The 26,474-nt window shown below is 71.7% G+C and carries 24 protein-coding genes; 1 reads left to right on the top strand and 23 read right to left on the bottom strand.

Going from position 1 to position 26,474, the window contains the following annotated elements:
* The 20 genes from AB0J33_RS28840 to AB0J33_RS28935 all read right to left on the bottom strand — a co-directional run.
* A partial coding sequence (locus tag AB0J33_RS28840) for a hypothetical protein (RefSeq protein WP_363617862.1) occupies positions 1–355 on the bottom strand: 355 nt, incomplete at its 3' end.
* Positions 356–365: 10 nt separating this feature from the next.
* Entirely contained in the window at positions 366–998 is a 633-nt protein-coding gene (locus tag AB0J33_RS28845) for a hypothetical protein (protein ID WP_363617864.1), read from the bottom strand.
* A 10-nt stretch (positions 999–1,008) separates the two neighbouring features.
* Positions 1,009–1,770: a hypothetical protein gene (locus tag AB0J33_RS28850; RefSeq protein ID WP_363617866.1), complete on the bottom strand. Its 762-nt coding sequence runs from the start codon at positions 1,768–1,770 to the stop codon at positions 1,009–1,011.
* Positions 1,760–2,917 carry a DUF5047 domain-containing protein gene (locus AB0J33_RS28855; RefSeq protein WP_363617868.1) on the bottom strand — a complete coding sequence of 386 codons (1,158 nt, stop codon included), beginning with the start codon at positions 2,915–2,917 and terminating at the stop codon, positions 1,760–1,762. Before AB0J33_RS28855 ends, AB0J33_RS28850 begins: the two co-directional genes overlap by 11 nt.
* Positions 2,914–4,320 (bottom strand): hypothetical protein, encoded by a 1,407-nt coding sequence (locus tag AB0J33_RS28860; protein ID WP_363617870.1) that lies wholly within the window; start codon positions 4,318–4,320, stop codon positions 2,914–2,916. Before AB0J33_RS28860 ends, AB0J33_RS28855 begins: the two co-directional genes overlap by 4 nt.
* A 16-nt stretch (positions 4,321–4,336) precedes the next feature.
* Entirely contained in the window at positions 4,337–7,426 is a 3,090-nt protein-coding gene (locus AB0J33_RS28865; RefSeq protein ID WP_363617872.1) for a hypothetical protein, read from the bottom strand.
* 321 nt (positions 7,427–7,747) lie between these two features.
* Positions 7,748–8,383: a hypothetical protein gene (locus tag AB0J33_RS28870; RefSeq protein ID WP_363617874.1), complete on the bottom strand. Its 636-nt coding sequence runs from the start codon at positions 8,381–8,383 to the stop codon at positions 7,748–7,750.
* Positions 8,380–8,955, bottom strand: coding sequence for a hypothetical protein (locus AB0J33_RS28875; protein ID WP_363617876.1), 576 nt, complete (start codon positions 8,953–8,955; stop codon positions 8,380–8,382). The genes AB0J33_RS28870 and AB0J33_RS28875 overlap by 4 nt, the downstream gene beginning before the upstream one ends.
* A 418-nt stretch (positions 8,956–9,373) precedes the next feature.
* Positions 9,374–9,925 carry an HK97 gp10 family phage protein gene (locus AB0J33_RS28880; protein ID WP_363617878.1) on the bottom strand — a complete coding sequence of 184 codons (552 nt, stop codon included), beginning with the start codon at positions 9,923–9,925 and terminating at the stop codon, positions 9,374–9,376.
* A 93-nt stretch (positions 9,926–10,018) separates the two neighbouring features.
* On the bottom strand, positions 10,019–10,567 hold the full coding sequence (locus tag AB0J33_RS28885) for a hypothetical protein (protein WP_363617880.1): 549 nt from the start codon (positions 10,565–10,567) through the stop codon (positions 10,019–10,021).
* Entirely contained in the window at positions 10,564–13,731 is a 3,168-nt protein-coding gene (locus AB0J33_RS28890; RefSeq protein ID WP_363617882.1) for a hypothetical protein, read from the bottom strand. Before AB0J33_RS28890 ends, AB0J33_RS28885 begins: the two co-directional genes overlap by 4 nt.
* Before the next feature lie 12 nt (positions 13,732–13,743).
* A complete protein-coding gene (locus tag AB0J33_RS28895; protein ID WP_363617883.1) occupies positions 13,744–14,157 on the bottom strand; it encodes a hypothetical protein in 414 nt (137 codons plus the stop codon).
* Between the two features lie 80 nt (positions 14,158–14,237).
* Positions 14,238–15,047, bottom strand: coding sequence for a hypothetical protein (locus AB0J33_RS28900; RefSeq protein ID WP_363617885.1), 810 nt, complete (start codon positions 15,045–15,047; stop codon positions 14,238–14,240).
* Between the two features lie 141 nt (positions 15,048–15,188).
* On the bottom strand, positions 15,189–15,671 hold the full coding sequence (locus AB0J33_RS28905; RefSeq protein ID WP_363617887.1) for a hypothetical protein: 483 nt from the start codon (positions 15,669–15,671) through the stop codon (positions 15,189–15,191).
* Positions 15,671–16,756, bottom strand: coding sequence for a hypothetical protein (locus AB0J33_RS28910; RefSeq protein ID WP_363617889.1), 1,086 nt, complete (start codon positions 16,754–16,756; stop codon positions 15,671–15,673). The genes AB0J33_RS28905 and AB0J33_RS28910 overlap by 1 nt, the downstream gene beginning before the upstream one ends.
* 77 nt (positions 16,757–16,833) lie before the next feature.
* Positions 16,834–18,630: a major capsid protein gene (locus AB0J33_RS28915; RefSeq protein ID WP_363617891.1), complete on the bottom strand. Its 1,797-nt coding sequence runs from the start codon at positions 18,628–18,630 to the stop codon at positions 16,834–16,836.
* Between the two features lie 230 nt (positions 18,631–18,860).
* Entirely contained in the window at positions 18,861–19,067 is a 207-nt protein-coding gene (locus AB0J33_RS28920) for a hypothetical protein (RefSeq protein ID WP_363617893.1), read from the bottom strand.
* A 1-nt stretch (position 19,068) separates the two neighbouring features.
* A complete protein-coding gene (locus tag AB0J33_RS28925) occupies positions 19,069–21,615 on the bottom strand; it encodes a phage minor head protein (RefSeq protein WP_363617895.1) in 2,547 nt (848 codons plus the stop codon).
* The gene (locus AB0J33_RS28930) at positions 21,602–23,512 is read right to left on the bottom strand and encodes a hypothetical protein (RefSeq protein WP_363617896.1); all 1,911 of its coding nucleotides are present in this window, start codon (positions 23,510–23,512) and stop codon (positions 21,602–21,604) included. Before AB0J33_RS28930 ends, AB0J33_RS28925 begins: the two co-directional genes overlap by 14 nt.
* Positions 23,513–23,609: 97 nt before the next feature.
* The gene (locus tag AB0J33_RS28935; RefSeq protein WP_363617898.1) at positions 23,610–23,948 is read right to left on the bottom strand and encodes a hypothetical protein; all 339 of its coding nucleotides are present in this window, start codon (positions 23,946–23,948) and stop codon (positions 23,610–23,612) included.
* 163 nt (positions 23,949–24,111) lie between these two features.
* Here AB0J33_RS28935 and AB0J33_RS28940 point away from each other — a divergent pair, with 163 nt between their 5' ends.
* A complete protein-coding gene (locus AB0J33_RS28940) occupies positions 24,112–24,420 on the top strand; it encodes a hypothetical protein (protein ID WP_363617900.1) in 309 nt (102 codons plus the stop codon).
* A gap of 50 nt (positions 24,421–24,470) precedes the next feature.
* On the opposite strand, the gene AB0J33_RS28945 is transcribed toward AB0J33_RS28940, so the two are convergent.
* From AB0J33_RS28945 to AB0J33_RS28955, 3 genes are read right to left on the bottom strand one after another with little or no spacing between them, the layout of a single operon-like run.
* On the bottom strand, positions 24,471–24,974 hold the full coding sequence (locus tag AB0J33_RS28945; protein ID WP_363617902.1) for a hypothetical protein: 504 nt from the start codon (positions 24,972–24,974) through the stop codon (positions 24,471–24,473).
* A gap of 19 nt (positions 24,975–24,993) precedes the next feature.
* A complete protein-coding gene (locus AB0J33_RS28950; protein WP_363617904.1) occupies positions 24,994–25,422 on the bottom strand; it encodes a hypothetical protein in 429 nt (142 codons plus the stop codon).
* Positions 25,419–25,937 carry a hypothetical protein gene (locus tag AB0J33_RS28955; RefSeq protein WP_363617906.1) on the bottom strand — a complete coding sequence of 173 codons (519 nt, stop codon included), beginning with the start codon at positions 25,935–25,937 and terminating at the stop codon, positions 25,419–25,421. The genes AB0J33_RS28950 and AB0J33_RS28955 overlap by 4 nt, the downstream gene beginning before the upstream one ends.
* Between the last annotated feature and the right edge of the window lie 537 nt (positions 25,938–26,474).

Raw genomic sequence — 26,474 nt, forward strand, 5'->3', positions numbered from 1 at the left:
CGTACGCCCCACCGACCCACCACCAGAACCGGTTCTCATCCTGGTCGGGCAGCACCAGGTCGCCGGGGGTGGGTTGCGGTATCGCAGTGTTATTGAACTGTGTGTCAGACCACTGCACGATCCGCTCGGAGAAGGTGGTGAACGGCCCAAAGGTGCCGGTTTGTAGATTCCGAACGATGACTTGGCTGCCGACGTCGCCCGACCCCCATTGCCACGTCGTGAAGTCCGACCAGTTTGATAACTGGTCAAACAGGGCGTCGCCGGCGATGGCCAGCCGCCGCAGGTCGAGAGCCAGCGCCGCCGCGTCGAACCGTGTCGGCGCGACCAATCCTTGCGTTTCGGTTAATCTGGTCACAAGCTGCCTCTCACGTCACAATCGCGTCGGTCAGCCAGAACGCCCACATGTTCGCGGCCGTCACGGCGAACTCAATGCTCGAAGCGATTTCAAGCCACATATACAAATCGCTGCCCGAGTCGATGCTTTGATAAGCGAGGATCAGGCCACCGACGCTAAACACCTCGCCGGTCGGGTCGCCCCTATCCCAATTCTCCTCACGCTCGGTGAAACCCCGAGGATTAGGATCGCCCACGTCATAACTGAACTTGCAATTAGTCGCGATGCGAATATCGACCCACTGCGGGTAAGTCGGGGCCCGCCCGATGAGTGTGCCGCCGACGGCGTACAGCGCCGGCCGGGGCGACTCCGGGAAATAGATACGGTCCGGTCGTTTATTAAGGTCGACCATGCCGGCCGTGTCGAGCTGCACAGTGTTGAATTGCGCGGTGTCGAGCGCGGCCTTATTGATCGTGTACGGCAGTGTCGAGTCGTACGACACGTACGCCGCCGGCCGCCGGCGTAGCCGCTCGTAGTCGGCCTGCCAGCTGGTCAGGTGGAGGTCTAGCCGATCGGCGAGCGAAGCGATCGCGGCGGCGCCGTCACACGGCCGGTCGGTGCCGTCGGGATACCCGAACTGCCATGGCGGGTCTGTCAGTCCCATGTGGATCTCCCTAAATGACCGGCGGTGCGGTGACGCTGACGGCGTGCGGGTAGCGGCTGGCATGGCCGAGTCGGTTGATCTCGACGTACGCCGGCGACGCGGCGAGTGACGTGAGCGAGGCGGTAACGCCCGCCGGCGCCGCGAGCACGATCAGCAGGTCGACGGGCAGCGTGTAGCCGGTGCGGTTGGCGATGACCAGCCGCCCGTACATGCCGTACGTGAGACCGGCCACGGTGACCGGCTGCCGGAACCACTCGCCGAGGTCGGTGCCCGTCGTAACCGTGTCCTGACGCAGCCGCAGGTGTACGTACGAAGACGCGGCCGACGTCGTGTAGCCGGTACGCAGCAGCACCTCGTACGCCCCGCCGTCGCGCAGCTCGACGTCGGCGAGCTGCGACGACAGCGCGGCCGCGTCGACCTCGGTTGCCCCGGTGGCGCTCGCGTACGTACCGGCTGGTGCCGACGCGGCGCGCACCAGCCGCCCGGGCGGCGACGCGGCCGCGTCGCCGCCGGCGGTCACCCGGTCGATGACGAACAGCCGACCGAGATACGCGATCACGGCGACCTGATCGCCGGGGTACGGCTCGTACCCACCGGCGACGCCGGCGTTGAGTACCTGCCCGCCGCCGACGTCGAGGCGCACCTGCCAGCCGGTCACCCGGTCGGACTCGTCGAGCGACGGCGGCAGCAGCTCGACGACTGTGCCGGTGCGGATCGCGGCCGCCGGCGGCACGCGCCGCGTCACGCTGCCCGCCAGTCTGCTACTCGACATGGGCGATCCTTCCGGACGGGAGCACCAGGGGGCGGCCGGTGCACGACATGCGTCCTTGCCCCGCCAGCGGCAGCGTGAAGTCGGAGAGCACGACGGCCCGCAACACCCGGTCGGTCCATAAGCCGAGCACGTCGCCGAGTTCGAGTGAGGGGTCGGGCATCATTTCCCAGGTGAGCGGTTCCGCGCTCGCCCGCGATCGCCGTAGGAACGTCGCGGCCGCCGAGCGCACCACGGCGGCCGTACTGCCGGACGGCACGGCGACGTCGAGTGTGCGCCTCCCGAACTTCCCCCCGAAGTAGGTCGGGCTGCTCGGGTCGACGTCGCGCACGACTTCGTTGAGGGGCTCGGCGCCGTCGGGCTGGTCGGCCGTCGCCCTCACCGAGTTGTACAGGGTCCGGCGCGACATGCGCTCGGTCACGTCCTCAATCACACCGTCGGGCACCATGCCGGCGCCGCTGTCCCGATCGCCGAACGTGGCCACCGGTTCGACGCCGCCGCTCGGCGACGGGCTCGGGTGCCAGGTCCACGGCACCCGGCGAACGACGTAACGGCCGTCGGCCAGCGCGTACCAGAACGCGCCGCCGGCGTTGGCGAGGTCGTCGCACGCCTGCCCCCGGTCGTCGTCCCACACCTGAGACGCCGTGTACACGGCGATCGGGTCGTGCTGGCCGAACTCGGCGCGAGGCACGCCCTCGCGGATCAACCGGGCGATCTCGTCGACGACCCGCTGACCGGCCCGCGATTCCTCCGGGGTGTCGAATCCGGCGTCGGCGACCTCGGCGGCGCGATCCTCGAACTCGACAACGCACGGGCTGCGCGGCTTACGGCTCACGTCGCTAATCAGCCCGGTGAACACGGGGAACCAGAACTCGCGGCCGTCGCCGGCGCGGATACCTCGATAGATGCGCAACCTGTTGCCGTACGGGGCGAGCAGCCCGTGCTCGTCGGCGGGGTACCAGTCACGATCCACGCTGATCGAGCCGCGCCGGGTCACCTGCGACGTCAGCGCGGCTTTCACCTCGCCTCCCAGAATCCGGGGCAGCGTCGCGAGGTGCTGCTCGTCGTCCCATACCTCGACCCGCACGATCGGCTCGTGCGGGCCCCGGTACAGCGCCCGGTACTGGAGGCTCGATCCGGGCTCGATCATTGCGCGCTCGCAGGGGTGGACAGCGCGCCGAGCAGGACGTCGACGCCCGTGATGTTGGCGGCGTCGACCTGATTCCACGTCGTGTAGCGGTCGCACGCGTCGGCCCACCGGTACCCCGGTGGTGCCTCGCCGGGCCCCGACGGCGGCAGGGTCACCGCGTGCGGCAGGTCGTGCACCCGGTACTGCGTACGAAGGTCGGGCACCAGCGGCGCCGTCACCGCGTCGCCGACGTCGAGGTACCGGTCGGCGATGCCGTACTCGGGTGGCACCTGTAACAGCAGCAACCGGCCGGTCGCGAGCAGCTCGTCAACTCGGTCGCGGTCGGCGAACGTGAGCGAGGCGAGTGTGAGCGTCGAGGTCGGTGCCTTGCGCACACTGCGGGCGACGGTGGGTAGCGCCTGCTCAACAACGTCGTACCGAGCTGACGCGCCGGCGCGGGACTCGGGCGCGTACGACGCGAAGATCACGCCTGACGGCAGGTCGTCGATGGCGCACTCGTCGCCGGGCAGCAGTGACAGCCGCACATCGCGGGAGGGGGCGAGGGGGTCGCGTAGCCAGCCGCCGCCGGCGGACGGCACGACGACGGGGGTGCCCTGATTGATCGCGCCCGTGCCGACGTCGAGCAGCCGCACCTCGTCGAACAACATCGCGTTGCCGGCCGCCGGGGTGCCCGACCATCGCATGCGTACCAACGCCTGCGCCGCGCCGGCGGGCGCGATGCTGCGCGAGCCGCGATAGATCGTCGACCCGACCGGCGCGATCAGGTCGAGCGTGAATCCGGTCGTCGAGATGAACACGCCGGCGGCGGTCTGCCAGTCGATCACGACTTGCAGCTCGGACGGCGCGGACAGTGCCCGCAGCCACGTCTCGTACAGGTAATGATGCCCGGGCACGATACCCGTCGTGATCAGCGGCGCCGACGCGTTGACCAGCGCGACAGCGCCGGGCGCGGTGACGCGCAGCGACCCGGCGCCGAAAAGCGGCGCCGCCGTCTCGTGCGCGGTGCTCCCCGTTGGCCACGCGTACCACCCGGCGAGATCCTGCTCGAATGTGCTGTGTAGCAGCACGACGGCGGCGGTCGCGTCGACGTACGGCGCGTCGCCGCCGATCATCTCGGCCCGGTACCAGACCGGCCGGTCGAGAGGCGCCTCGGTGTCGTACCAGACACGTACGTCGCCGTGGATCACCTCGTTTGGTTGCTCGAACAGCTCGGCGTACGGGTCGCCCTCGACGGTGTGCGGTGAGCTGCGTAGCAGGGTGAAATCGTCGTCGCGGTCGAACTCGGGGTCGACCAGGTACCGGCGCACCTGGACCTGCGTCGCGTGCAGTGTCCACCCGCGTACGTCGAGCACCAGGCGCACGGCGCCGATGCTCGGCAGTACCTCGGCTGAGAAATAGACCACGTTCATTCCCCCCGGATCAGAACGTTCGCACGCCGGCGTCGAGTTGCGCTGCGGTGTCGTCGAGCTGCCGGTCGACCTCGAACCGGACGATATCGGTGATCTCCCGGTCGCCGAGGTACACCCGCAGTCCGACCGTGATCGGCGACCGGCCGGCGCCGCCGGTCAAGATGCGGTCGAGCCCCGACTCGGCGGCGAGCTGCCGCGCCCGGGCCGGTCGCGTCAGCGGTATCACGACCTCGCGTGCCTCTTCACCAATAAGCGCGAGCGTTGGCTTGTCCACAATGGCGCCGCGAGCGAGCATCGGGATTCGGGGCAGCGACACGGGCAGCTTGTCGTCCACGGCTGCGATGCCGCTATTGATACGCCCGATGATGTTGTTGAGTTGCCGGGTGATCGCCCCGGAGATCGCCGAGGCGATCGAACCGAGTGACGGCACCTTTTTCAGCCCGTCGACGAGTTTGCGCACGATGCTCGACCCGGCCGAGAGGAACCGCGCGCCGTATCCGATGATCTTGCCGGGGGCGTCGTTGAACAGCTTGAACACGGCCGCGAGCCCGGACGTGACGGCGTTGCGCGCGGTCGACAGCGCCGACTTGAACAGGTTGCCGACAATCGAGCCGAGCCGCGACAGCGCCGCACCGATCCGCCCCGGCAGACCGATCGCGTAATTGATGATCAGCGTTCCGCCGGTGATCGTGTTGTTCAGCGCGGTCTTCCATGATCGAGCGATCAGCCCGCCGAGCATCGACGCCAGATTGCCGAGCGCATCCAAGATCATCCCGGGCAATGCTGTAATCGTGAAGATCACGAGCCCGATACCGACGCCGACGGCCATGAGCGCCGCGTCGAACGCCATGCGGAACGACCCGGCGATCAGCCCCGGCAGCGACGCCAGGAACGCACCAATCCGCCCGGGTAGCGCGGCGAACCACAGACCGATCCCGTTGAAGAACGCGAGCACGGCCTGCCACGCGGCGGCGAACGCGCCCCCGATCGCCGCCCCGACGCCGGCCCAGTCGATCGCCGACAACATCGGCCCGAGCCGGCCGAGCCACTCGGCGACGCCGGTGAGCGGCGCGAGCACGGCCGCGAGCGCCTGCGCGATCCACTCGATCAGGGGCGCGACGGCCTTCGCGGCGAGTAGCGCGATCAGGGTCGCGGCGAGTTTGAGGATCGGGGCGGCGATCTGCACGGCCACGGTGAGCAGCGCGGCGAGCAGCTCGATCAACGGCAGCAGCGCGACGACGATCTCGACGACCGGCGGCAGCACCGACAACAGCGCCGGTATCAACGGCAACAGCGCCTCGACGAGCCGCCCGAACAGCGGCCCGAGCACGGCCAGCAGCGGCCGCAACAGCCCGCCCATAGTGGCGCCGAGTTCGGCGATCACGGGGGCGAGCTGCGTGAACAGCTCGGCCAGCAGCCCGGCCGCCGGCGCGAGAATCGCCCCGATCGTGCCGCCGAGGTCGGCCAGCAGCGGAGCGAGCGCGCCGAGGCTACCCGACAGCAGCGTCGCGAGCGACGAGATCAACGGCACGAGCGGACCGATCGCCGACGTCAGCGCCCCGCCGAGCACGGCGGCGAGCTGCCCGACAACCGGCAGCAGCGGCGCGACGGCGCCGATCACGGCGGCGAGCACCTGCGCGAGCGGCCCGATCGCCGGGGCGAGCGCGGCGATACCGGCGGCGAGCTGCGGCAGCACCGCACCGAACGCGCCGCCGAGCGCCGACCCGATCTGCCCGACGGCCGCGAACAGCGATTCGAGCGCCGCCGCCCCCTCGGCCGTACGTAGGAACGCGCCGAGCGTCCCCGTGAGGTCAGCCAGCACACCGAGCAGCCCGGCACCGCTCGCGCCGGCGGCGGCGAACACCGCCGACGCGATGCCGCCGACGTTGCTGAGAAGCTGCCCGAGTGTCTGCAAGGTCGGCAGCGCGGCCGCGAACAGCGCTTCGAGGTTGACGCCCTGAAGGAACTCGCCGAACGTGGTGAGCGCGGCGGCGACGCTGCCGCCGAGCGAGTCGCCGAACTGCCCTGCTTGCCCCGCCAACGACGCGAACCCGGCGAGTAGCGGCTGAATAGCGGGCAGCAGTTGCCACAGGAAATCGCGCACGCCCGCCAGCGCTGACCGTACGGCGTTCATCGCGGTCGAGCTGCTCGCGAACTTGAGCACCTCGCCGGCGGCGCGACCGAACCCGAGCGACACCGACTGCGCGTCGTCGCCCAGACCGGCGACCGCCTTGCCGAGGTTGGTTACCTGCGGGGCGAGCCCGGAAAAGAACGTGTCTTGCATGGACTGCTGCAAGGGGCGCAGCGCCTCGAACGCGTCGCGCGAGGCGATCGCGAACTCACGCGCCGCCGGCGCGAGCCCCTTGATCGCCTCATTGAACTTGTCGGCGTCGCCGGCGGCGGCCGCCGACAGCGCGTCACCAACACCGATCAGCGAGACTTTGACGACCGCGAGCGCCGACGCCCACGCCAGCACCAGCCCGGGCAGCACGGCGAGCCCGGCGCCCGCCACCGGTGCCAGCGCGGCCGCGACCGCTGCGACCTGATTGAGCACGCCGACCAGGGCGAGCCCGGCGGCGGTCGCCCCGCCGAACGCCTTGACGAACGGGCCGGCTACCTTGCCGATCCCACTGCCGGCCCGGCGGATCGCGTCGGCGAACCGCTTGCCGAATATCCGGTCGAACCCGCCGCCGAACTGATCGCCGGCGTCCTCACCGGCTCGCCGGAACCGGCCGCTCTCGTCGCGCAGCGGGCCGATTTTCGGCTCGATCGGTAGGTCGTATTTCATACCGGCGAGCGCCGCGTCGACCTCACGCACCAGCCGCCCGACGTCCGGGTCGAGGTTGACGTCGCCGCGCACGTTGGACAGCGCCGCGTCGAGCTGCGCGACCAGCTCGCGCGTGTTCGGGTCGAGGTCGACCTCGCCGCGCAGCCCGCCGAGCGCCCGCTCGATCTCGCGCAGCATCGACCGCGTGTCAGCCTCGACCGGCTGAACGATCTTGCGCCGTTTGGTGCGTTTCGCGAGCTGGTCGAGATCACGCTCGAACGGGTCGCCGTCGGCGGTAATCTCGATCGCGGTGTCGGCGAGCGGCTGTGACACGGTGCCCCCCGGGCGTCCGTAGTCACGCCCGGCCCGCACGCCAGCGACGCTAACGATCAGGGTACGGGGCCGCCCGCCCGGCGACGATCAACCGAGCCGCCGATACGGGTGCGGCCCCGGGCCGAGAGCCCGGGGCCGCATCACAGGGGAGGAACAGGGCGTGGCCGTGACGCCGCCCAGTACCACCATGGACGGTACCAGCAGGCCACGACCTGCGCGGCCCGCGCTCACCGGTGAGTAACATTCGCTTACGCCCCGACCGGACATCAACCGATCCCGGGCCCGTCGACCGCTACGCGATGCGGCCGCCGGTCGGGGCGATCACGTCGGCAGGACGTCACGCAGCGCCGCGAGCGCCGCCTCGCGCTCTTTGCTCGCCGTGAACCGCATGACCTGCCGCCGGTGCTCGGTCGGCGGCAGCCACATACGTTCCCGCAGCGCCTCGACACTGATCGGCTTGGCTTTGTCGCCGGCGCCCTCGCTCGGCCGGTGCTCGATCGCGAACTGCCACGCCACGGCGATCAGCCGGTGCAGCGGCCCGGCGAGCAGGTCGCCGCAGCCTTTCGTCGCCGCCCATCCCTCGAACGACAGCCAGTGTGTCCGCGCGTGCGAGGCGAGGCGGGTCGCTGGCCACCAGGCGGCGCACGGGTCGTGACCCTCGTCGACGTCGACGCCGGCGAGGCGCCCGGCGATCGCGGTCGACAGCGCCCAGCAGTGCGCGAGGTCGAGCGGGTCGTACGGGTGATACAGCCGCCGCGCGAGCCGCATCCGGTCGCGCTCGATCAACCCGTTCGGTACGAGCTGCGGCCAGTCGCCCCGGGCGAGCACGTCGAGCAGCTCGACCGTCGACCGGGCCCGCAGCCGGTACGTACGCCCGTCGACGGCGACCTCGGCCGGGAGCACGACCGGGCCGCCGGCCCATAGCTCGCCGACGGCCGCCATCGCCGGCGCCGTCATCGCGCCTTGCCGGCCGCTTTCTTGCCGGCGACCTTGCGCGCGGGCCGCCCGCCGGCGGCCGGCGCGGCGCCCTGGTCGACGAGCTTGCCGAGCGCCTTCGGTGTCTTCATGCCCATCGCGTCCATCATCGCTTTCGCGTCGGGGTAGAACTCGATCACGAGCGCCATACCGGCCGCCCACAGATCAGGCAGGTCGACGTCGTTGTCGCTGTCTTCGAGCTGCCCCTGCACGTGCGTCCAGTCGTTCGGCGACAAACACCCGGCGATGAAGTGCGACAGCGCCGACGTGAGGCGCACCCGGTCGACCGTTATGCCGGGCTCGGCACCAGCCTTGCGCCGGGCCGCCCGGTTGCCCTCGACCCGATCCTCGACGAGCTGCGCCATGTCCGTCCAGATCACCAGCTTTGGGCAGCGCGCCGAATACTCGTACTCGCCGATCTGTACGGGCACCTCGCGGCGGCGCTCGCCGGCGCCGAGCGTCGGCGCCACGATCCGACGCGCGGTGTCCCCCTCGACCTCGGGCTCGGCCGGCTGGCCGCTGGTGTCCGTCTCGACTACTGCGGTTGCGCTCATGTCGGTTCCCCCCGTCATGGTTCCTGCTGCGAGGGTAGCGGCCGGCGCGGGGTCGCGAGCGCCGCGACCGGCCCGGTACCGTGCCGGGCAACCGTTCATGTTGAGCGGCCTCGACACCTAGTACGCACTCAGCTCTCAGCGCACATCGCCCCGCCGGCGCAGCCATAGCCGGCGGGGTGTCGTGTGTCCGGGCCCCGTGAATCCGTATACTGTGGTCGCCGGTTCACCACCCGTGACCGGTGGTGGTGGGCCCGGGTAAATCCATGCGACGGACTCCGCTCGGGCCCGCCCATAGGCCGGGCCCGCGAGCCGCCGGCGGCCGTGCCGAACGCGGTACGGCACGGCCGCCGGCGGTTGTACGGCTGTAAGTGCGGCCGCGCGGGTTGCCCCCCAACATGGGTCGGCATTTCTTGACCGGTCAGCGGCCGGCGATGCGGATCGGGTACGGACACGCCCGCTCGAACGCCTCGACGAGAAACGGGTGCGGCGGGACGCCCTTGACGCTGCGGGCGAAAATCCAGTCGCCGCGATCCTCCGGGCTCGTGCCCCGCTTCCCGGCCGGCAGCGGGCCGATCATGCGGCCTGGCTTGAACCGCAGCGCCTTCGCGGTGACCGGCACGATCGGCCGCTGTTTCGGCCCGTAGATGCCGGTGCCGTCATGGATATATCGGGCGTAGTGCAGCGACGACCCGACCCGCCCGACGACCAGGCGCCCATGCACATTCACTGTGGATTCCAGCGATGCGGCGAGCGCCCCCGTGTCGCGCTGCACGTTGCGCACAGCCTCGTTACGGACGGCGTTGCAGATGTCCTCTACGTGCCGCACGACGGGCCCCGAGCGGCCGCGTAGCAGCTCGTCGACCACAGCCTGATTGATCCGGAACGTCGACACGGCTACCGGCCCGGACCACGGCGGCCGGACGCGGCGCGGCGCGGCCGCCGCGCCCTGGTCGACCAGCGGCCGAGACACGCGCCGTGCTGCGGGTCGCACCAGAACGGCAGCAGCCGGCCGCACGTCCAGCAGCAGCGCGACCGGTACGGCGGGGCGGCCCTCGACACGATGTCAGCCCCGGGGTTGCAGCACGCGGATCGTCGCGGTCACGCCAGCGCAGCCGCCGGCCGGGCCGGTCGGGTCGACGCGCACCAGCTCGACGCCCGAGTGCTTGTCGAGGTACGCGCAGCAGCTCACCGCGCGCAGTACCGCTGCCTGGTCGGAGAGCATGCGCTGCGCGGCGATGTCCTGATCGACCGCCGACAGCGGGGCGCCGCTGTCGGTCAGCGGGTAGCAGCGGCTCACGCCGAGTTCGTACGTCACCAGCCACGGCGGCCGGCAAACGGTCGCCCTGATCGGACCGACCGAGCGGGCCCGCCCGTCGAGGGGCGCCGGCGCGACACCGGCGACGCGTACCCACGCGGCGCCCCGGCCGATAATGCCGCCGGCGTCGTCGCGTTCCTCGCAGTCGCAGCCATCGAGTCCGCTGCCGACGGCGCCCCACCGGACGGCGGCCCGGGCGATCGGGCCGTGCAGCGTGAGCGCGAGCTGCTCGCGCAGACAGTCACGCAGAGCGCTCGCGGTCGGGTAGGTGAGGCTGTCGGCGATCGGCGCGGTCACAGCGTCCCCCGGGTGCGGCGGGGGGTGGCCATGTCCGGCGACCACACCCGCATCTCGGATTTGATCTTGTACGGGTTGACCGACGCGAGCCACGCGTCGACCTCGGGTACGCCGGTGCGACCCTGGTCAAGCATCACGTTCGGGTCGTCGAGCAGCGAGTAGGTCGTGCCCTCGCGCGTGATGTTCGTGACGCGGGCAGGCAGTCGGCACGCCGGATCGCCGCACATGCCCTTGTGGATCTCGACCGTGTACGCGGTCAGCGCGCGGCGCCCGGCAGCCGGCAGCGGCACGCCGCGCCGGTACTCGACGGCGAACGTACCGAGTTGCTCGGGCGGCGCGGCGAGATCCTGCCACGTCGGCCACGGCACGCCGTCGGTGCGGACCAGCCGCAGTCCGTCGTCGACGCGGTACGCCGTCGGCGGCACGATCAACCCGTCGACCTTGACCGACAGCACGTCGTACACGGGCCCGGGCAGCAGCACCTCGGACAGCGGCCCGCACCCGCACCGCGACGCCACACAGCCGCAGCCGTTGACGACGCGGCCGCCGACGAGCGCGGGCACGAACCACTGCCGGCCGGCGAGCTGGTACCCGGCGGCGCTCGCGCAGCGCACCGAGCACGGCCGCACGAGCCGGGCGCACAACCCGTACGCGCGTACGGCGAGGGGAGCGAGGATGCCCTGTGCGATATCGCGGGCCGCCTTTTGTTTGTCGGTCCACTGCGCCGGGTCCGCGCTCCACCCCGGCGGTAGGCAGGTGGTATCCACCGGCCACGGCTCGCACGCTGCCACGTCATCCCCCGTCGTCGTGATCGTCGCCGTACCGAATGCCTCGCCGGTCGGCATGCCCGACGCGTACACCTGTTGCGCCGCCCCGAGAGCGACGCTCGCCGCCCCGAACGCCTCGCCCGACGTGATCGCCTCGGGTCGTACTGTCTGCACGCCCACGGCCTCTACAGCCGGCGTTCCGATCGCCTCGCCCGAGGCGATGCCCGCCGGCGCGACCGCGTGCGCCTGGTCGACGTCGACCAGTGGACTACCGAACGCCTCACCGCTGGCAATCTGCCCGGCGCCGCCGACCTGGTGAGCTGCGGCGACAGCGACCACCGGACCACCAAACGCCGGCGCCGGCGCGTCTATGCCACCTGCGCCGGCGATCGCGGCGGCCGCGCCGACCGCGATCGCCGGCGTGCCGATCGCCTCGCCCGAGGCGATCGCGCCGGCGGGCCCGATGTCCTGCGTCAGGTCGAACGTCACCGGCATCACGAGTCGCTGCACGCCGTCGGCGGCCGTGATGCCGCGATAGGTCACGGTGATCGTGTCGCCGGCGTCGGCGACGTCGAACACGCCGAACGCCTGCAACGTGACGGCGCCGCCGCCGTCGTAGTAGCCGGCGGACCAGGTTTCCGACGACGGGGTGCTGCCCTGCTGGAACGGGGCGCCGCCGCCCTGCGGTAGGTACGTCTGGTGCCCCGAGGTGCCGTCGCCGATGTCGCCGGCGAGCGCGTGCCGGTCACCGAATCCGACGACCAGGCGCCGCAGCCGGGGCGGTAGCGCGAGAATGTACGCGCGCACCTCGCCCCACTCGTCGGGGTAGCTGCCCCACCGGTCGCCGGTCAGCGAGTCGAGCCGCCAGTAAATCGGCGACATGATGATCTTGACCGGTTCCGGGTCGAGTAGCCGGGCTTTAAGCCAGGCGAGCTGATCGGCGCCGAGCAGCGTCTTGCCGGGCACGTTCGGGTCGGTGCGCGGGTCGCGCTGCGTGCGCGTGTCGAGCGCGATCACACGCACGCGGCCAATGACGTACGAGTGCCACATGCCGACGCCATCGGCGGCCGGCAGCGCGTACCCGGGGAACACCTCGCGGTGCGCGGCCGCCACGGCGGCGCCGCCCGGCGAGGTGCGGTGCGAGTCGGTGCCGCACCAATCGTGATTGTCGACTACCCGACAGATTGGCAGCAGCGCCAGGCAGCCGGCCATCGACGCGGACCCGATCGAGGCGAGGTGCCGGGCGACGATGCCGGGCACGGTCGCCGTGCCGTCGTTGTTGGCGTAGTCGAAATCGCCGAGGTGCTGCAACCGGCGGACCCGCCCGTACCCACCGTCGTACGAGGCGATCGCGGCGAACGTCACGGCCGTCGGCATGTCCCACTGACACGACCCGTACGCCAGGCTGAACGACGCCCGCGACCCGAGCGGCGGGTCGGTCCGGGCCTGCCCCCGACCGCCGGCGAGCAGCACGCCGTCGACCTCGACGCCGTAGTGGTAAACGGTGTCGGGGTCGAGCCCGGCGACGACCAGGTGCACCAGGCCGCGCGAGTTCGGCGTGACGCTGGCCGAGTAGACCGGCGAGACGCCGAGCCCCGAGTCGGTCGAGGCGACCAGGCGCACGGGCAGCCCGGTCGCGTTGGCGAGCTGGTAGCCGACGGCGAACCCGGCGTCGGTCATCGCCCCGGACCAGGGCCCGACGCCGACGGTCGGCGGCGGCGTCACCAGCGGCAGCACCGGAATACCGGCGGTGTCCCACGCGGCATCATCGATCCATACCCGCTGATTCGCGATCGACCGGATCATGCCGACCTGCGCACGGTTCAACCCGCCGGCGCCGAGCGTGTTCTGCGTCGCAGGCGAGGTGTACGACTCGACCGCGACGCCGGCGGCGTCGTACAGCTCGAACCGCAGCACACCCGTTGAGCCGTGAAAGTTGACGATCCCGAACCCGGCGTCGAATCCCTGGTCGGCCGCGATCGTCGCCGCCGAGGTGTACAGCGCGACGCTAGTGCCGTTACGTAGCTGCACTTTCCCGGCGTTGGTGAGCCGCACGTCGCACAGGAAAGCGCCCGTCGAGTCGGTGATGACGGCGACCCGCACGCCCGTCGCGTCGGCCGGCAGCGTGTCGAGCCGGGCCCTGACGCGCCCGAACAGACTGCCCGTCGACGAGACACCAAGCAGCGCCCGATACTCGGCGAACACGGGGCTCGCGGTCGCCCCGGTGGCGAACTCGCCGGCGAGCGCACCCCGGTACGCGTTCGCCGAGTACGCGGCGGTGCCGCCGGCGGGAACGGTCACCAGGTCGAACGGGTTGCCGCTCGCGCCACCGGAGTTCGCCGGCGTGATCGCCGCGCCGGCGGTGCCGCCCTCGAACGTGTTGAGTAGCGCGACCATACGGCGCCAGTCCTACAACCGGAAGATCCGGTTTGCCCCGTTGTCCCACGTGACGGCGATGTTGTTGCCGTCCGGCGTCACAGGCAGCCCGGTCGCGGTGTCGATGATCGCGATCAGCCGCGATGTCGACGGCGTGCCCGAATCGACGAACAACACGATCGCCTCCGCGACGTCGCCGCTCACCGACGTGAACGTGACGTCGGCGGCGTCGCACACGCCGCCGGTCGCGGTCTTCCCGGTCAGCGGCGCGGACGTGGCCACCCGGGCGCCGGCCGGTATGTCGTCGAGGTTGTCGTCGCCGCCGACGGCCGTGTTGGGCGTGTAGTCGGCGAGGTCGACCAGCAGGGCCCGCACGGTCGCGCCGACCCAATCGATCTGACCACGCGCGAACGCCTCGCGCCCCTGCTCGTACAACCGGTTCGCCATGCTGCCCCCTCGTCGTGCGCCCCGAAACCCGCCCGGCGATTACCGGATTACCAGTAACGGCAATCCGGTAATCGGCTCGGTTACGGCCAGGGAACCTCAGTCGTCTCGACGGTCACCAGCGCCGGCGTCGCGGTCTTGTACACGGCGACGTGGTACGTGCCGGCAGCCGCGTACGCGTGCGACAGCGGCGTCGCGGCGGTCAGCGCCGCCGGCGCGGACCCGTCGCCCCAGTTGACCGAGCAGCCCGTCTCGGCGGTCGTCACGCTGGTCGTCAACGGCGTCGCGCCCTCGATCGCCGTGAACTCGGGACCGTCCGGGTTGGACAGCGGTTGCGCGCCCTCGCTCACCTCGGGCGGCGGCACGGTCGTGACGAACACGCGCCGGTGCTCGCGCGGGCCAACGGGCAGCAGCATCGGCCCGGGCCCGGGCGTCAGTACCGGCCCGTTGAGCATCACGTCGTACGGCCCGACGCCCCACTTGCTGTTACGCCGGGTGCGGCTGTTCACAGTGGTCGTCAGACCGGCATTCTCGATCGTCCAGTCGCCGACCGTGCCGCCCACCACCCACGGAATCAAGAAATAGGCGAACGACTGCTCGGCGTTCGGGTCGTCGCACAGGTCGGCGCCGGACACGTCCGCCCAGATTTCGAGCGCGACGCCCTGCGCGAGATCCTGCGTGTCCGACTCGGCGAAACCGACCACGTTGCCCGCGTAGTCGAGGATCTTGGAAAACGTCGGATTGAACAACGTCATCAAGTCCGGGTCGACCTCGCAGAAGTTGCTACCGACCGTCAACCATTTGAGCTGGTCGGCACCCTTCTCCGACAGGCACAACTCGCCGGCGGCGTTGACGAGTTCGATGTCGTCGCCCTCGCGCACCTCGCCGGACATCTCGACCGAGATGAAACCGGACGTGACGACCTGCGCGCCGGTGCCGTAGATCGGGCGGCCGCACGAGTCGACCCGGGTCGCACGCATGCGCCGACCGTGAAACGCGGTGAACTTGCGAGTCGCCACTGCGGGCCCCCCTGGTCAGTTACCCGAGCCGCTGCGGCTGCGGGTCGAGCTGGTCGCCTTACGGGCCGTCCGCTTACGCGGCGCCTGCTCGGCCTGGTCGTCGTCGGCCTCGGCGTCGGGGTCGGGCTCGTCGGCCGCCTCGCCGTTCTGCGGCGGCGCCACGTTGCGCGCCACCTCGGGCACCTCGTCGTCGCTGTCGATCGTGGGGTCGAGGTCGACGTCGGTCGGGTCCGCGTTGATCGCGGCCGCCGGCACCTCGCCGTCGCCGGTGACCTCGGTGTCGTCGCCGCCGGGTTGGTCGTTGGCGGCGAGCTGCTCGTCGGTCGCGTCGCCCTTGTGCCGCGTCGACCACGCGTCGTACGTGGCGTCGTCGACCTCGAACGCCGGCCCGCTGCGGCCGGTGCGGACCTCGACCATGCCGGCGTCGCCGGCGAGGTCGAGCAGCTCGCGGGCGGCGGCCTGCACGTCGCCGTCGCGGGGCAGGATGATCTCGGGCATTACGCCGCGTCCTCTCCGTTGAGATCGACCAGCGCGGCCGCGACGGGCACGCAGTCGATCGACACCATGTACGACCGCTCGGCGATCAGCAGCACGTCGTTCGTGCTGCGGTCGAGCGTCTCGGCGCCCTGCGCGGGCACCCACACCTGCGAGCGGCGCACCTGGACGGCACCCGTGGCGTAGATCCACGCGGTACCGGTGGCCGCGTCGGCGCCGGCCGGGCTGACGCCGGTGTACCCGGACCCGAACGCGACCGGCGTGCCGAGCGCGGTGCGCAGCAGCGCCCCCTCTTTGCTGACCGGCGCGTACGGCCCCAGCAGCCGGGGCATGTGCAGCGCGCCGACGCCGCCGTACTCGGCGCCGAGGTACTGCTCTAACACGCCGACAGCCCGCTTGATCCGCAGCGCGGTCGACCCGCCCGGGGTGACGACGCCGCCGCCGGCGGCGAGCCGGGGCGTACCCGAGCGCTCGAACACCTGCTCGACGAGCCGCTGCTCGGCGGCCGCCAGCGCGGCCCGGGCGCGCGGCTCGTCGTCGACGTCGAGCGTGCCGACCGACTTGCACGAGACGCCGGCGAGCACGCCGAACGGGTCGGCCTGCTGCCATGACTTCCCGTCGCCGGTCTTCGGGTCGTTGTACGCCTGCGTGACCGAGCTGCCGCTGATCGTCGTGCCGTTCGCGGGCGCGTTCGGTACGGCGGTCAGCGACACCCGGCGGCCGAGTCCTGCCTGCTCGCGCACCTCGACCGTGTTCGACGCGTTCGGCGTCAAGATCGTCGCGGCGTTCGCGATGACGGCCCACCCGCCGCCGTTGATCCGCACCTCGTACGTGCCCGCCGACGGCGTGTAGGTGACCGCCCATTGATTCGCGGTCGCGGTCTTCGTCAGGGTCACCACGTACGCGGGGCCGCAGCCGTACGCCCATACGGTCCCCTGCGCGCACTGCACCGACGAGAACTCGACGCCGCCCTGTTCCCAACGCTCACCGTTGCCGCTGTCGGTGATGATCGTGGCCACGCTGAACAGCCCGTACCGCGCCGACTCGACCGTCGGCGCGGTGACCAGCTCGCGCGGTAGTGCTGCCATCCTCGCCCCCTCGTGTGTCTGGTGTGGAGGGGCGGCCCGCCCCCGTGGTGCGGGCCGCCCCCGTCAAGGGGCCTGGATCAGGCGGGAGTGCAGTCGACGACGACCTGCCCACCGGTGACGCCGGACGGGCAGACGGGCACAGTCAGGACGATCGCCGGCCAGTCCCGCTTACCGATCTTGATGCCTTCCTCGGTGAACAGCGCGAGGTGCATGTTCTGCGACAACAGTTGCGAGTCGTACAGACCGTCGACGGTGATCAAGTCGTTCTGCGCGGCAAAGTACGTGCCGGCCCGGTAAATCAAGATCGACACGGTGTCGGGGAACTTCTTCGGCGGGGTAGTGCCGCCGAAGTGCGCGACGTTGCCGGTCGCGAAGCTGTCTTGCCAGTCGTACACCCACTGCGGGCTGACGCCCCGCGCCCGCAGGTGCGCGTCAACCTGCGCGTTCGTCACCGCGTCGACCGGCTGCCCGTTGCGGGCCGCGAGGTCCGACCGGACGGTGCCGCGCGCCCACAACGGCAACACGGCCTCCAGCGTTACCGAAGGCGTCCACCGGTGCCGGTACCGCAGGTACTCGACCTGCAACTCGATCGCCATGAGCAGCGACGGCGTGTACCCGGCGGTCAGCGGGTCCGACTCGCTGATCGTGTTCGCGACGCCAGCGGTCACCATGTCGGCGATCTTCGTCTGGTTGACCTTGTGGGCGTGCACGCTCATGATCTCGGCGAGCACGGCCTTGACCAGCTCGGGATACCCGCGCTCGGTCAAGATCGGCGACTTCACGCACACGCCGGTGACGTCGAGCCGGATCTCGCCGAACGTGGTGCAGCCGATCTCGTAGCACGGCTTAGGAGTCGCGCCGGCGATGACGACGGCCTCGGTCTGCCGGAACGTCGTATCGGCCGACGCGTACAGCGAGGCGAACGTCGGAGTCGCCGGCCAGCGCACGCCGCCCCGGCGGGTCGTGATCGTCGGCAGGTCGACCATGCCGGCGCTCGGGTCCGAGCCGGGCAGCAGGTCGTACAGGATTTCCGACGGCGCGCACCAGCCACCGGCCGCGACCAGGCTGCCATTGGGCAGCCGCGACTCGTCGGTGAGCCGGTCGAGCATCTCGATCGTCACGTCGACGTCGTTGATCGTGAACGCCGGGTCGATGCCCCCCCGGTCGATCATGGCGACACCGGCGGTCATGGTGCCGCCGGCACCGGTACGGCCGAACGCACCGAGGCGGGCCAGCGCCGCCCGCACCACGGCGTCAGCGTCGCGGTACTGCGACCCGGCCGGTACGCCGTGAATGTCGGCGGCCGCGCGCCACTGGTGCCGCCGCTGCTGGTTGGTGCGCCGCTGCTGGTTGGGCAGCGCGGACAGCGGCACCCGACGGGCGGGCTGACGGGCGCCGCCGGCGACGAGCGCGGGCTCACCCTGGTCGGCGCCGGCCGGTGACGGGGCATCGCCGGCCGGCGCCGAGTCGTCGGCCGGCGGGCCGCCGGCGGCCTGGTCGACCTCGCCCTCGCCCTCGCCCTCGCCGGCGGTGTCGTCGTCGCTGCCGCCCGAGATGCGGGCCGCGAGCGCGTCGGCCGCTGCCTGCTGGTCGGCTGCCTCGGCCTGGTCGGCGGCCGCCAGCTCGCGCGTAGCGTCGCAGATGTCGGCGAGCGCGCCCATGCCGGCGAGCGTCTCGGCGGTCACGGGCTCGCCGCGCAGCGCCTCGAACGCCTCCATCGCGGCGGCGTCGAGCGCGGTGAGGTCGAGCGGGTCGGCGCCGTCGGCGGTACGCGCCTCGACGATCCGGGCACGCAGCTCGGCGATCCGCTCGGCGCTGCCGGCGGCGTTGGTCGATTCGGCGGCGAGCTGCCGCAGCAGGTCGAGCAGGTTCATCGCTGGCCATCCCTGGTGAGCACGAGTGAACGTCGTGCCCCCGGCCCACACGCCAGCGGAGCTATGCGACCTCGACGGGTCGCGATTGCTGATCAGGGTACACACGAGACCACCCGCCCGGCGAGATCAGCCGAACGGGTGGCGCCGTGTCGCAACAAGATCAACGCGGGCGGGTCAACTTTTCCACGAGCGCCCCGCCGGGCGTCTGCCCCTACCTGGCGTCTGCGAGCCTAGCTGCCCCGGGGCACGACGCGGAACCCGCCGCCCTGGTGCGCGAGCGCGGCGAGCACCTCGGGCTCGCTGTAGAAATCCTGCGTGTCGCCGTTGGTGTATGTCGCCCGCCACACGTACGCGCCGGCGCCGGCGCCGGCCGTGCTGTCCTGCTGCGCGGCCGCCGTCGAGCTGCTCGACTTGCTGCCCCCGCACCCGCATCCCATGTCATCGCCCCCTGTTCACTCGGTTCGCGAGCTGCGCGACGCTGCCCGCGTACACCCTGTTCGCGAGCTGCGCCGCTGCGGCGCGGTCGCGGCGCTCGTCTTCCATCGCGTCGACCACCTCGCGGGCGAACGCGCGGGCGTCGGGTACGACGACTCGCACCTCGGGCCCGCCGGCGGCCGCGCGGCGTACCCGCCGGCCGGCTGCCCGGTTGGGTTGCAGCGCGCCGGCGGCGACCAGGGCGACGAGCTGCCCGTCGCCGCCGGTGGTCTTGCGTGGCACGGCGAACCCGGGCACGTTGACCGCGAGTGCGGCGATGAACGCGATACGGCCGTCCATCTGCCGCCAGTCACCCGAGAGCGTCATCGCCCGCGCTCGCACCTGCTCGACCTCGGTCAGCCCGGGATCGAGCACGCCGGCGACCCACACGCCGAACTCATCCTCACCGGCGCGCACGTACGCGGCGCACTTGCCGTTGTTGGCGTAGTGCGCCATGGCCATAGCGGCTGTAGTCGACGTGGAGGTGCTCGCGTGGTCGGTGCCCATCACCAGCGGACCGACGGCGATGTCACCGGCGTCGGCCGTGCGGTACGCCTTGAGGTGAAACCGGCTGTAGTCGGCCCCGCGCGGGGCGGGTACGCATCGGCCCTGAAACCCAATGTGACAGGTGTCGAACACGCCGGCGTGCCCGAACACGCGGCCGTCGTCGGTCACGGTCATCGGCGTCGGCCCGGTGAACTGCGGGTCGGCGAACCACGCGTGCGGGGCGGCGAGCGGCGCGGCGGCCGCGACGAGCGCGACGTCGGGCGCCTGGTCGACGGGCTCGCCGACGTCGACGCCGGTCGCCTCGGCCTCGCGCTCGCGCACCAGCTCGGCCGCCGACACGATCTCAGCCGCGTCGTACACGGGGAACACCCGCGCCTCTGCGAACGCCGGGTCGGCGACCAGGGTCGTCGACATGAGACGCCAGTCGAGCGCGACCTCAGCCTCGCTGTACCCCTCGGGCAGCGTCATCCAGTCGGGGTCCATCGGGTCGGGCACGAGCAGCGCCTCGACGTCGGCCGGGTCGATCAGCTTGCCGTCGGGGTCGATCACCCGGTACTCGCCGGTTACGTCGTCGAGGTCAACCGACACGGTGCCGGCGAACCCGTCGGCCAGTCTGCGCGCGGCTCGGGTGCCGTCGCCCTCGGGCTCGGCGAGGTCGAACGGGCCCGAGCCCCACAGCTCGCCGCCCTCGACCCACGCTTTCGTGATCGCGCCGACGACGACCGCGCCGTCGTGCCCCCACAACGCGCTTTCCTGCCATTTGAACGCGATCGGGAGCGGCCGCACGCGCAGCTCGCCGGGGGGCGTGGCGATGATCCGCCGGTCGCCCGAGAGCACGTCGAACGGGGCGAGCCGGCCGCGCCAGCCGACCGGCAGCGCCGGCGGCCCTTGATCCGTTGGCTGTGTCACCTGGTCACTCCCATCGCCTGCGGCTGTCAGATTCAGGGGCGTGTACCCCTGGTGCACCTCGGGCTCGCCGATCGGCTGCCCGTCGTCGTCCATCTCGCGGCCCCTGATGTCTGTCCTGTTCGGACGGTCGCGGGCGTAGCGCTCGCGCTCGCGGGCGGCCTCGTCCGCGTTCAAGATCAACAGGGTGCATCGGCAGTTGATCACCTCGTGCCCGGGGCCGGTCGGGTCACCTGGTCGCGTGAGACTGAAACCGCCGACCGTGAACGGCTCGGCGAGCGGCTCGACCGCCATGTGCACAGCCCAATGCGACGACCGAATGCGGTTGTCGGACGTGCCCCACCACTGCTTGAACCGCGTCTCGCCGGACGCCTCGGCGTACGCCAGAGCACCGAGGTACGTGCCGCCGTTCATCGCGCCGAGCGCCTCGGTCCGGGCGATCCGCGCGGCTTTCCACTGCCACAGCCGATCCTCGTCGTCCTGCCGCCGGTACAGGGCGGCGCGGCGGGCCCTCGCCTCGCGGCGCACCTGCGGCGGCGTGTCCGGATCAGCGATCGTCCGATTGAGTTCGCCAATCTGCGCTTGCAGCTTGCGCGATGGGGCGTCGATGCCGAGCACCCGGCCGATGCGCTCGCGTAGCTGCCGGGTGTCGTCGCCCGTGGTCAGCCCCTCTTGCAGCTCGGCGCGCACGTCGTCGAACGCGTCGACCGGCCAGATCACCAACCGGTCGAACACGGTCTGCATGTACTCAGACACGTACCCGGTCACGGCGATCGCCGCGCGTCGCGCCTCGGCGTAGAACATCTCGCCGAACAGCAGCGAGATCGGCGGCAGCACCGACCGGCGCAGGATCGCCGCCCACTGCTCGATCGTTGGCCACCCGCCGAGATCCGGGGGCTCGTCGTCGCCGGCGGCCGCCGTGAGCGCCCCGGGGGTCGGCGAGCCGAGCACGCCGGCGCGTGCCAGCGCGAGGAACTCGGCGATCGCCGCGTCGGCGCCGGCGCGTACCTGCTGCTCGCCGGCGCCGAGCGCCATGAGCTGACGCATGCGCCGGCCGGCGTGCGGGTCGCCCGGTTCGTACCAGCTAGGCAGCGGCATACGACGCCACCCGGCCGGCGAGGTGCTGCGCCTGCGCCTGGTCGACGTCCCCGCGCTGTTGTAGCGCGGCGACCAGGTACGCGGGTTTGTGGTCGACGCCGGCGGCGAGCAGCGCCCGCACATACCCGTCGACGAGCGCCCGGTCGCGGCGCAGCACCGGCGACTCGATCATGGTCGCGTATGCCCCGTCGAGCAGCCGGTCGAGGTCGGCCTCGGCCGCCCGGATCCGGGTGTGGATGCTCCACGCGGGGCCGGTGACGCTGCCCCGGTGCGACCGGCCGGCGCCGGACAGCAGCCGCTTACCGGCGAGTTCGAGCGCCCGCAACACGGCGAGTTCCAACGCGGCGACGTGCAGCACGCCGGCGTCGCCGGCGGCGACGAGCGCGGCGTCACCGGCGGGCGCCGGGTTGTCCGGGTCACCTGGTGTCGCCGGCGGGTCGCGTTGCTGGTCGCCGGGCTCGATCGCGGGCCGTTCAGTCGGCTCGGGCTGGGGGGCGTCGCCCGGATTCGCGGTCGCCTCGGGCGCGGGCAGCCCGAGCGCGAGCAGGTATGGGCGGGCGACGTCGGGCGCGACGCCGGCTGTGACCAGCTTGACGAGCAGCGCCTCGGCCCGCTCGGCGGACGTCGGCACGTCCTGCTCGCTGAATCCGCCCTCGCGGAGCACGGCCTGCGCGCCGAGCAGGCCCTCCCGCCACAGCGCGACGGCCTGCTCGAACCTGTTCGGGCGCAGCACCAGCTCGGAGACGTCGTACCAAATCACGTACCGCTCGGCGTCGCCGACGCCGAGCGCCCGCAGCGCGGGCCGCAGGTAGTTATCGGTCAGCGCGTTGACGATCAGGGTGAGCAGTGGCTCAACGGACAGCTTGACCGCGCTCTCTTCGATCTGCCAGCCGGTCCAATGGTTCGCGTCGGTCATGCCGAGCAGCACCTCGGGCGGCACGTCGAGCCCGAGCGCGAGCCGACGGATCGCCGCCTCTCGCAGCTTCTGCACGTTCGCGTCGAGGGGGGTCGCGAACGTGATGTATTGGATTTTCGCGGCGCTCGTGTCGTCGACGCGCACCATGATCGGCACGACGGCCGACGCGCTGTCGCGGTCGCCGATCGGCGTGACCATCGCCTCTATCAGCTTCGCGTACTGCGGGTCGTCGTGCAGCTCGTCGCCGGGCTCGTCGTCCTGCCCGTTGGTCGGAATGGTCGCCGACGCGGGCATGACCAGCATGCCGGCGCCGGCGAGCCGCGACTCAAGAGACGCGTTGATGTGCGCGGAGCAGGTGACCAGCTCGCGCAGCGCGTCGAGGCAGGCACGGCTCGGGCTGTCGGCGTCCCATGCCCGGCGGGCGTGGGGGCGCCATAGCCGCAGCACGGTCGACCGGTCGACGTCGACTGTGACCTTTCGGTCGGAGTCGGGTAGCTGCACGGTGACGCGGCCGGACCCCTTGTCCTGCTCGAACTCGTCTGTCGAGGCGACGAGCCAGCGGCGTACGCCGGGGTCGACGACCGGCTGCCCGTCCAGGCCGAGCGGCGTCGGCGTCGGCGTGCTGGTCGTGTCGTCGGGGGTGTCGACGTCGAGCGCGATCACGAACGACTCGCCCGGTACCGAGAGGTGCACGGCCAGCCGCGACAGCATGCCGGCGTGTCCGGCGGGCCCGCCGAACAGCTCGTCGAGCGGCTGCTGCGCCTGGTTGTTCGCGGTCGGTTTAGGGTCGCCCTGCGTGGCGTCGTCGGGCAGCTCGCCTACGTACAGCTTGCAGCGCGACAGCGCGTGCCCGAGCCACCCGACCGCGCTGTGCAGCTCACCAACGCTGTCGTAATACTCCCAAGCCTGTTCCTGCCACGGCTTGTGTGAGGCGACCGACCGTAGGGTCGACTGCTGCACGATCGTCGCGGCCGCGACCATGCTGCGCGGCTTGGCTCGGTCCGGCTGTGGTGGTGCGGTTCGCCGCCTGTTGAGTAACGCCATGAGTACCCCCGTGCTCGGCGTCGGGTGCCGTGCGCTACGTCTGCCAGCGCGCGGCGAGATAGTTGTTCGTCAGTGCCAGTCCGGGCACCCATAGCCAGCCGGGCAGCGGCAGCAGCGGGCCGTCGAGCAGCAGCCGCTCGGCGCCCCACATGCCGAGCGTGACGGCGAACGCCAGCCAGAGCCCGACGCACCAGGGGCAGCGAATCCAGTCGATCCACATCGACCGGGGCCCCCGCGCTCGGATGATCCGAGCGCCGATGGCCGAGCGCAGCGGCGCCGCGATCTCGTCCTCCGTGACCAGTCGGGTAAGCCGAGCCGTGACTCCAAACAGGATCAATACCGCGAGCACCGCTGTTGTTGCCGCCCCCGTCATGGTCAACAGGCTAGCGTGCAGCGCGTTCGCGCCACTAGCACGAACGTACGACTCGCGGCCGCCGGCCGGTTCGTCCCTAAATCGTGTACCCGGGTATACGAAACAACCATCCATAGTGTACGATTGAGTTGTAAGCGGGACGGGGCGGACGAAAGGAACCGAGATGATCGTCAAGCGGATCGACACCAGCGAGCGCGAGCAGACCGCCAACCGCCACGGCGTACGCGTGCCGGCCGCCGCCGCCCGGGCCCGCTTTCACGAGCTGCGGAACACGACGCTCCGACTCATCGCCGGCGACGAGCTGCGCGAGTGCATCTCACCCGCCAGCCGCGAGCGGTACGGCTGGTTCTTCCCGGGTTGGATCGCCGGCCCGGCGCACGCCCGCTCGGCCCGCCGCCTCGCCCGCAAGGCGCCCCGCACGGTCCGACGCAACCGCACCACCGGCCGCCCGGTGATCGTCCGGGGGTACTGACCAGCACAGCGAGCGGGGCGCGGCCACACGGCCGCGCCCCGCTCGCCTATTCAGTACGTACGCGGCGGGTTCGGCCCGCCGGCCGCCCGCTCGTGCGCCCCGCCCAACGTGGACCGGGGCGGCCGCACCGCGCTCGCGACCGTCTGCTGAATACCGAGCGCCGGCATCGGCGCCGGCGGCGCGACCGCACGTCGGGCGCCGGCCGGCGACACCTGCCCCCACGTGATGAGCCCGAGCACCTGCACAATGATCGCCTGCACGACGCCGACGCTCTCGCTCGGCAGGTCGAGCCCGTACGCGGCCCCGAGCCCGGCGAGCGCCGTTACGACGTTGGTGAACACTGCCGGCGCGATCGGTCGTACCTGCCACGCCCACACGGCGCCGACGACGGCCGCGACGGCGACGTTGATGCCGGCGACCTGCTCGCCGGTCAGCCACGACAGCCGCAGCGCCGGCCCGAGCATGAGCACGGCCGCGAGCGTCGACAGCCACATCGACGGGTGACGGCCGAACAGCAGCCGCCCCGAGTCGAGCGGATTGACAATGGTTGTCATGTTGCCCCCGTTTCCGTTTCTACACAGCCGGTTCGGTCGGTCCGACCAGCTCACGCAGCCAATCGAGCGTTGCCTGCGGCGACATGATGGCGCGGTGCCACTGCTGCACCAGGGTCCGCAGCCGGTACGACGCCCGGTACGCCTCGTCGGCCTCGTTCTGCGCCTCGCGAATGCGGGCCCGTAGCGCCTCGATCTCGCGGTCGGCGGCCGCCCGGTGCTCGGCCGAGCGCTGCCGCTCGATCGAGAGCGCCTGCTCGGCGGCCGCCAACCGTTCGTTGAGCGGCTCGACCAGGGTGATAGCGACCCTGGTGAATACCTCGTCGGCGTCGACGCTGACCTTTCGCCGGTTCACCCGGACCAGGAACAACGCGCCGAGCCCGCCGCCGGCGCCGACCAGGGTGAGCAGCAGCCCGGCGACTTGCAGCCACGCGGGCCCGCCGCCGCTCACGACGGCTCACCGCGCTCGGGCCCGTCGCCCTGGTCGACGTCGCCGGGCGCCGCCGGGTCGACGAGCAGCGGCACCTCGACCGAGACGCCGAGCACCTCGGCCCGGGCGATGCGCCGCAGCTCGCCGACGATCTGCCCGCAGCGGTGCAGCGCGCCGGCGCCGAGCCCGGCGAGCAGCCCGCCGGCGGTCAGCGCGGTCGCCGGATTCGCCACGGCGAGCCCGAGCACGTACAGCGTGCACATGCACCCGACGGCCAGCACGCCGGCCGCCTCGATCAAGAGCCCCGCCTCGACGTCGCCGGACCAGTGACCGCCGACCAGCCCGGCGAGCCCGCCGGCGGCGAGCAGCAGTAGCCAGCAGACCAGCAGCACGCCGGGCATGGTGCCCGCCAGCGACGGCGGCCGCAGCGACGGCGCGAGGATCAGCACCGACCCGACGACCACGCAGGCGAGTAGCGGCCACTGCTCGAACGGGTGGCGACCGCCGGCTATCAGGATCGCGCGACGGTGCGGCATGGCGCCCCCGTCGAACGTGTGTGCGAGTGCTGGTGCGGCATGGTGCCCCCCGTCCCCCCGACTCTGCGCCCCCGTGCGTCGTCGAGACTGCCTGCCCCTATGTGGACGGTAGCGAGTTGATCTCACGCCGTCGCTGCCAGGATAGCGGCGTGGCCAGCCGCAGCGCGCCCCCTACACGCGGCGGTCGCCGGCGACGTCGGCCGGCGGCCGGTCGTGCTCGCCGGCGGGGCAGCGGCAGCCGTCGACCGGGCCCCACGACGGGCACGCACTCGTCGAGCCCGCCCGGTGCCCGCACGGGTCGAGGTGCCACCCGGCGCCACAATCCGGGCCGCACCGCTCGGGGTCGTGCCAGCGGCGCACCCACGCCCGGCACTGGTCGCAGCGCAGGTACGGGTCTGCGAACGTGATCAGTACGTGCGTACGGGTATGCGTTCGGGTGATCGCTGTTGAACGACATGTGAACTTCAGTAAGAACGACATTGTTCTTCAGTGGCTGTGCCACCGGCGGCACAGGCGCTGATCTCGCATCCCACCTTT

It is taken from the genome of Micromonospora sp. NPDC049645 (assembly GCF_040675155.1).
In the GTDB taxonomy this organism is placed as follows: domain Bacteria; phylum Actinomycetota; class Actinomycetes; order Mycobacteriales; family Micromonosporaceae; genus Micromonospora.